Origin of the sequence: Prevotella rectalis, assembly GCF_900607215.1 — a bacterium.
Classification (GTDB): Bacteria; Bacteroidota; Bacteroidia; order Bacteroidales; family Bacteroidaceae; genus Prevotella; species Prevotella brunnea.
This window is the reverse complement of record NZ_LR027822.1, coordinates 308,828-309,292: the sequence shown is the minus strand read 5'-3', so window position 1 is coordinate 309,292 and position 465 is coordinate 308,828. Positions and strand designations below refer to the sequence as shown.

Sequence of the window (465 nt, the reverse complement as noted above, 5' to 3'; positions counted from 1 at the left end):
CACCGTTCGACGTCCTCACGGCAGCTACCGGCAAGATGCGATACCTGCTGCTTGCTGTAGGAACGACCATAGACGCAATTGGAAATCTCGCCTATCTGCTCAGTGGTAAGACCTTTGGTGTAGAGGAGGTTGAACAATTTGGCACGTTCCTCGCTTTCGCTGCGTATCAACCCTAAGAGAATGGGATAGAAGTTTCCGCTACGACTGCGCGGAATACGGAGCGAGAACTCAAAGCCGTGACTGTACCAACGACGGGAACGGAAAGGTACTGTCCTATAAAAGTGTGTAAGCTTCTTTTTTCTTATCTTTGTATTTGAAAACTATAAAAAAGGAAAAATGAAACTTACACATTCGCAAATTTCGGAAATTATTTCGAATTACACAAGCAGCAGCGAGGGTTTTGTTACCCTTCAGTCATTAATCATGAACTCCCTGATGTATCATGAACGAGAGTTGTTCGTCAGC

The 465-nt window shown here is 44.9% G+C and carries 2 pseudogenes; one reads left to right on the top strand and one right to left on the bottom strand.

What is annotated here, in order from left to right:
• A pseudogene (locus E0E16_RS09675) lies at positions 1–263 on the bottom strand (transposase); the annotation flags it as partial.
• 73 nt (positions 264–336) lie between these two features.
• Between E0E16_RS09675 and E0E16_RS14420 the strand changes: the two are divergent.
• Positions 337–465 (top strand): annotated as a pseudogene (locus E0E16_RS14420) (IS256 family transposase); the annotation flags it as partial.